The organism is Corallococcus sp. CA053C (genome assembly GCF_003611675.1).
In the GTDB taxonomy this organism is placed as follows: Bacteria; Myxococcota; Myxococcia; order Myxococcales; family Myxococcaceae; genus Corallococcus.
In genome coordinates, this window is sequence record NZ_RAWA01000490.1 from 1 (window position 1) to 6,515 (window position 6,515).

Here is a 6,515-nt window from a genome sequence, read left to right on the forward strand (position 1 = left end):
ACCCCGCCCCACCCGTCATGTGGCACGGCATTCCTCAAGGGAATCCATACCCAGAGCAGGCGAAGACCTCCCGCGCGAACGTCCGGCGCAGCAGCCCCGGCTCCGTCCCCGCGGGCCCTGCCTGACTCAGGGGAGGACGCCGTACTGGCGGTACCACGTCCTCACGCGTGAGAGCATCGTGGCGTCGAAGGGAATCTGGTCATGGGTGTAGCCCGCATGGACATACAGCGCGGTGGGCGTTCCGTTCGCGACGAGGATGGACTTCAGCGTCTGGTCCTGGGAGAGGGGAACCACCGTGTCCGCGTCGCCGTGGTGGAGCTGGTACGGCGTGGTGATGTTCCCGGCCGCGTCCGGCCGCGTGGAGTTGGGCCCCGCACTCACCCCTGCCGCCGTGTGTGACGCGGCCCGGAAGTCCGCCGGATGGGTCCCCAACAACTGGCCCGTGACGAAGCCCCCCATGCTGTGGCCGTGCGCGGCCACCCGCGTGAAGTCGACGTTGCCCACGCAGGACAGCAGGTCGCGGGCCTTGTGCGCCCGCAGCACGTTCTCCTCGGAGGCGCCCTCGTCCCCCGCTGGCAGGGTGCCCGCGGCGTCGGCCGCGTGCGTGTACGTCGTGCCAATGGCCACCAGTCCCCAGCCCACCATCGTCCGGGCCACGTTCGCCGAGTAGCCCCGCGCCGTGCCGCCCTTGCCGTGGCTGATCACCACCGCCGGGAAGGGCCCCGTCCCCGTCGCCGGCTGGAACAAGATGCCCTTGAGCACGTAGTGCACCCCCTGGTCCACGGAGTCATAGGTCCAGGTCGCGCCCGTGCTGGTCGCCGGATTGCCGACGAGTTGGAAACTCGAACAGACCGCCTGTGGCGTGGAGGGCGCGACCGCGGGCTTCAGCATCGCGTCCAGGAAGGCGGCGGTGGCGTCCTGCACCGGCGTGCTCACCCACCCGGCCCCGCCGTGGCCCGCGCCGACCACGTCGCGCTGGACGACGCAGCGGCCCGCGGTCTCCATCGCGGACGTCAGCAGCAGGCCCTGCTCGCTCGGGACGGTGCAGTCCTGGTCCCCGTGCAGGACGAGCATGGGCGGATCCCCCGCGCCCACGTGGGTGACCGGATTGGCCAGCGCCACCGCCCCCTGGCAGCTGGCGTCCGCCACCGTGCAGCCCACGAGCTGGCTCTCCGGCGAGTCCGGTTGGCCGTGCTGCGCCGAGCCCGGGCCACAGCCTCGCGCCAGGAGCTGCGAGTCCATCCGCGCGAAGTCCGTGGGGCCGTACCAGTCCACCACCGCCTGCACCGCGCTGGAGACGCCAGCATTGCCCTGCGACGGGTCCTCCAGCCCCGCGACACCGCGGCTCGTTCCCGCGAGTGCCGCCAGGTGGCCACCGGCCGAGCTGCCAAAGGCGGCGAAGCGCGACGGGTCCAGGCCATACCCCGCCGCGTTGGCGCGCAGGAACCGGACGGCCGCCTTCACGTCGTGGAGCTGCGCTGGGAACACCGCGACGGCACTCAGCCGGTAGTCGATGGACGCCACCGCGTAGCCCCGGCACACCAGCCACCGGGCCTGGTTCACGTCCAGCCGCGACCCGCCGCGCCAGCCTCCGCCGTGGATCCACACCACCGTCGGGAACGGGCCGCTGCCTGTCGCCGGCCGGTACAGGTCCAGTTGGTGCCCCTCACCGCTGGCATACGTCAACGTCAGCGGGGTCTGGGTGGCGGCCGCGCAGGTGGACGCGGTCGTCCCGTCCGGCACCAGCGGCCCGTCAGGCAGCCCCGCCGGACAGGCCGCGGCCAGCCCGCGAGCGGCGGAGGCCGGGGCCAAAGCCTCCTCTCCCGTGACACCCCCACACCCCGTGAGCCACGCCGCCACCACCACCACGCCGCGCCTCCACCCGAAAACCTTCTGCGTATGCCCTGCCTTCATGTCGTTGCCTCCGGACGGGGTTGAACCGGTGGGACCTCCGGCTCGCCACACATCTCAGGCCTCACGCAAAATGCGTGAAATCCATGAATATGAGCAACACACGGCACGGCGGGAAGTTGCGGGAGAGCCTGGCCGCGCGAGAAGAACGCAAGTTCGGGTTGAGGTGTGGGTGCGCGGCACCCGCGGTCACCAGCGCGATGGGCGCCTGCGCCATGCCCTGCGCGCAGACCGCTGTCACGAAGAAGTGACAGCGCGAATGACAATGGCAGACCTCACCGCCAGGGTCTCCCCACGGGGGGCCGCATCGCAGGTCATCAACGGCACCCGGCGGCTTCGCCGATCAGCTCCGTCACGACGTCCGGGTGGCTGATCATCGCGACGTGGGAGCTTTGGATTTCGACGGCATGGGCGCCAGCGCGCTGGGCCATGACTCGCTGGGCCTCGGGCGGGATGGTGTGGTCGTCGCTGGCGATCAGATACCAGGACGGAAGGTCCTTCCACGCGGGCGGGCCGGAGGGGTTCGCGAAGACGGAGGCGGCGGCCGGGCGTTGGCTGGCGGCGAGCACCGCCGCGTCCATTTCGGAGAGGTCGCCCGCGAAGAGCTCGCGGAAGAAGGCGGGGTCGATGTAGCCGTCAGCGTCCACGGTCCCGCCCCCAGGGAAGGGGCGCAAGACAAGGTGGTTGCCGAGTTCGGATTGGCCACCGCCGAGCGCGTTGGCGGCCAGGAGGGTCTCCCCCCCGTCGAGTGCGTACGCGGCGACGTACACGAGCGCCTTCACGTTCGGGTTCCCGGTGGCCGCGTTCGTGATGACCGCTCCGCCGTAGGAGTGGCCGACCAGGACGATGGGGCCGGAGACGGTGCTCAGGAAGGACCGCAGGTACTCCGCGTCACCGGAGATGCTGCGCAAGGGGTTTGCGAACGCGTAGACCGTGTAGCCCTGTCGCTGCAACGGCGCGATCACGCCGGCCCAGCCGGATGCATCGGCGAAGGCGCCGTGGACGAGGACGATCGTGGGCTTGTCACAAGCGTCGGCCGGCTTCTCGTCCCTGGAGACAACGTCGTTGGATGAAGGAGTGCAGACCACCAGCAGTGCCCCGAGGGCACAGAGCAGGCCCAGTCGGCGCAGGTTCGGTTCAGTGAAGCGCTGAGCGTTCATGGACCCCTCCGAGGATTCGAGTCGCCAGCGCGCGAGTGGCGCAGGTGGACCTGAGGGTGGGCGGCGTCCGTGGACGTGCCAACGCAGACCGCGGTCCAAGCCCCGGTGGGCCGACCGCGTGTCCTCGAATGCTCAAAGCAAGTCGCGCAGGCGTCCGGGGCCAGGTGCCTAGGGCGCGCTCATGGGGGCCGAGTAGTGCACCGGCGGCGACTCGCCCGGGAAGGTGGGGATCCGCTCGAGGAGCTGCTCGTCCACGAAGCACCAGGCCCAGTCCTCCCCAGGCTCGAACGATTTGATGACCGGGTGGGAGCTGGCGTGGAAGTGCCGGGTCGCGTGGCGTGACGGCGAGTCGTCGCAGCAGCCCACGTGCCCGCAGGTCAGACACATCCGGAGGTGGACCCAGTCACCGCCGTCCTTCAGACACTCCTCACATCCGTGACCACTCGGGTGGATGGGAGCCATCCGGTGATGTTCGGTCACTTCCAGGTGTGAACAGACCTTCTTCATGGCTTGCGCTCCGTGTGGGGGCATCCGTCCTCTGGCCCCCTCGTGTCGAACATGGGGATGTGAGGGGGCCTGTCGCAACGCCGTGGCGGAGGCCAGGCAGGCATGCAGCTGCGCCACCACGGCCGAGCCCTCGCCGATCGCCGTGCCCACCCGCTTGACGGAGTCCGAGCGCGCATCGCCGATGGCGAACACGCCGGGCAGGCTCGTCTCGAACGTGAACGGCGCCCGCCCGGTGGCCTCCCAGGCTTCCGAATGGAGCGGCTCCTCGCCGAGCGCCGCGCCCGTGCGCACGAAGCCCTTTGCGTCCAGCGCCACACCGCAGTCCGCGAGCCACTCCGTGGCCGGGTCCGCCCCGATGAAGAGGAAGAGATGGCGCACGTCGTGCTCCTCCTCCCGTCCGCTGGGCCGGTGCCGCCAGCGCACGCGCCGCAGGCCGAGCTCGTCCGAGCCCGCCAACGCCACCACCTCCGTCTCCATCACCAGCTCGATGCGAGGGGACGCGGCCAGGCGCTCGACGAGGTAGCTGGACATGCTCGCAGCGAGCTCCCGTCCGCGCACGAGCACGCGGACCCGACGCGCGTGGCCCGCGAGGAACACGGCCGCCTGGCCCGCGGAGTTGCCACCGCCGACGAGCACGACCTCCTCGCCTTCGCACATGCGCGCCTCGATGGGGCTGGCCCAGTAGGAGACCCCACGGCCCTCGAACTGGCCGAGGTTCGCGAGCGCGGGACGGCGGTAGCGTGCGCCGCTGGCCACCACCACGGTCCGCGTGCGCACCTCCCGCCCGTCGGTCAGCTCGAGCGCAAGCGGCGCGCCCGAGGCCGAGCAGCGCAGGGAGGCGACCTCCGCCGGGATGGCCATCTCCACGCCGAACTTCTGCGCCTGCACATAGGCGCGCGCGGTGAGCGCCTGGCCGGTGATCCCCGTGGGGAAACCCAGATAGTTCTCGATGCGCGAGCTCGCGCCCGCCTGTCCCCCGAAGGCCCGCTGATCCAGGACGAGCACCCGCAACCCCTCGGAGGCCGCGTACACGGAGGTGGCGAGCCCCGCGGGCCCCGCGCCCACCACGGCGACGTCATAGTGCGTCTCGAAGGCCCCCTCCGGGAGCAGGCCGAGCGCCCGGGCAAGGGTGCTCTCCGAGGGGTTCTTCAGGACCGAGCCATCGGGGCACACCACGAGCGGGAACTCCTCCGCGCGTGGCGAGTAGCGCTCGAGCAGCGAGGCCGCCTCGCCGCCCTGCGCCGGGTCCAGCGCGAGGTACGGGTGGCCATTGCGCGAGAGGAAGCCCTCCAGGCGAACCCTGCCCGCGCCCTCGGAAGGGCCCACCAGGACGGGCCCCCCGGCACCTGTTTCGAGCAGGCCCACGCGGCGCAGGATGAGGGCGCGCATGATGCGCTCGCCGAGGTCCGCCTCCGCCACGAGCAGCGCACGCAGCCGGTGCGGGGGGATGACCAGTGCCTCCACCTCACCCACCGCGTGAGCGTCGACGAGCGCGGGGCGTCCGGAGAGCTGGGCCACCTCACCGAGGAACTGTCCCGGGCCCTCCTCCACGATGGGAATCGAGTGTCCCAGGCCATCGCGCCGGGAGAGGGCCACGCGGCCCTGGGAGAGCACGAACATCCCAGGGCTCGGTTGCCCGGCGGCGGCGAGGCACTCTCCATCACGGAAGTGCCGGACCTCACCGAAGCGCTGCATGCGCTCGTGGTCCCGGGCGTCCAGGACGGGGAACATCTGGGAGCGGCGCGACTCGAGGTTCGGGGGCAAGGGAGGGGGAATCATGACCGTGCCCAATGCATGGACATGGGACGCGCGGGCGACACGAGCATGGGCATTCGTGCACCGCGACCTCGTAGTCAGGATCGGCGGCAAAGCGAACCGCCGCCTCCACGCACGGATGTGCGATGAGCCCGATGACGAGGAGCTGGAACACCCGTGTTCGAGGGCCACGACCTCGCGCCACCCGGACGATGTGACGACAGTGCCAGGCCCTGGAGCGCGCCGGGCTGGGAGTCGGCCGCCCACAGGCTGAAGCCCTGACTCTCTCGCCTCCTTCCATGCCCTCGGGGCAAACACCGCAGTCCGGTTCGGCCGAACTGTCGGACTCGGCGGTTATGACGGGGTTCTGCACACCGCACCGGAGTGCAGTCAGGAGGCGCGAGCAATGGGCAACCGCGGGTGGGCGGTGCTGTGGCTGGGTCTCCTTCCCATGCGAGGAGCGGCCACGGCTTCGCCCGAAGCCGAGGCTTCGGCCCCCAAGGAGCCGACCCGCTCCTGGTCTTCACTGGCACGGCTGGAGGCGACGACGCTGACGTTTCAGCCGCGCGCGGGCGTGGGCACGGATGAAGGGTTCGTACAGGTGGAGCCGACCCTCATTCTCGACGGAGGCGCGGAGTTCGGCTTCAACCTGGGCGCTCCGGTGCGCCTGCGTCTCTGGGGGAGAGGGGAAGGCACGAGCCTCGTGAGGAGGGAGGACTGGGACAGCCTCTCGGACTGGGGGCAGGTGGTGCGCGGCCTCAAGCTGGGCTCGGACACCGCGCCCGTGGGCGTCTGGTTTGGGGCGCTGGAGTCCTACAGCCTGCTGTCCGCGCACCTCGTGCGGCGCTACTCCAACCGAAGCAATCCCGACTACCACCCAGCAGGAGGCTTCCTCACCGGCACCCTGGGGCCCCTCTACATACAGGCCTTCACCTCGGACGTGCTGGGCGCACGCCTCATGGGGGCGGAAGTCGCGCTGGACGTGCAGCACGTCCTCTTCGGCCAGCCTCGCGAGCCGGGCCGCTACACGCTGGCGCTCTCCGCCGTGCATGACTGGGGGCGGGCCGGAGGACTCGCGCCCCCGGTGACGCTGGCGCACCTGGACGGAACCGCCGTGGTGGTGGTGCGGCCGGGCTTCGAGGCCCACCTGCTTGCCGGTTGGGGAGGACAGCCCGGTGAGGG

Annotated in this window: 3 protein-coding genes and 2 pseudogenes; 1 reads left to right on the forward strand and 4 read right to left on the reverse strand. The window is 71.1% G+C overall.

Annotation, left to right across the window (positions count from 1 at the left end; translation table 11 throughout):
* Nucleotides 1–126: 126 nt before the first annotated feature.
* The 4 genes and pseudogenes from D7V97_RS38125 to D7V97_RS38135 all read right to left on the reverse strand — a co-directional run.
* Complete coding sequence (locus tag D7V97_RS38125; RefSeq protein WP_120615505.1) at nucleotides 127–1,914, reverse strand: alpha/beta hydrolase fold domain-containing protein; 1,788 nt, start codon at nucleotides 1,912–1,914, stop codon at nucleotides 127–129.
* 314 nt (nucleotides 1,915–2,228) lie between these two features.
* Nucleotides 2,229–3,071, reverse strand: coding sequence for an alpha/beta fold hydrolase (locus D7V97_RS38130; protein WP_120615506.1), 843 nt, complete (start codon nucleotides 3,069–3,071; stop codon nucleotides 2,229–2,231).
* Nucleotides 3,072–3,239: 168 nt separating this feature from the next.
* Complete coding sequence (locus D7V97_RS45505; protein ID WP_233583495.1) at nucleotides 3,240–3,533, reverse strand: UBP-type zinc finger domain-containing protein; 294 nt, start codon at nucleotides 3,531–3,533, stop codon at nucleotides 3,240–3,242.
* Nucleotides 3,534–3,764: 231 nt separating this feature from the next.
* Nucleotides 3,765–5,357: pseudogene (locus D7V97_RS38135) on the reverse strand (FAD-dependent oxidoreductase); the annotation flags it as partial.
* A gap of 382 nt (nucleotides 5,358–5,739) precedes the next feature.
* Between D7V97_RS38135 and D7V97_RS38140 the strand changes: the two are divergent.
* Nucleotides 5,740–6,515: pseudogene (locus D7V97_RS38140) on the forward strand (hypothetical protein); the annotation flags it as partial.

What these genes read in the sequence shown, in the direction of transcription:
- D7V97_RS38125 (WP_120615505.1), bottom strand. Translation starts at nt 1,914, where the DNA reads ATGAAGGCAGGGCATACGCAGAAGGTTTTCGGGTGGAGGCGCGGCGTG.
- D7V97_RS45505 (WP_233583495.1), bottom strand. Translation starts at nt 3,533, where the DNA reads ATGGCTCCCATCCACCCGAGTGGTCACGGATGTGAGGAGTGTCTGAAG.
- D7V97_RS38130 (WP_120615506.1), bottom strand. Translation starts at nt 3,071, where the DNA reads ATGAACGCTCAGCGCTTCACTGAACCGAACCTGCGCCGACTGGGCCTG.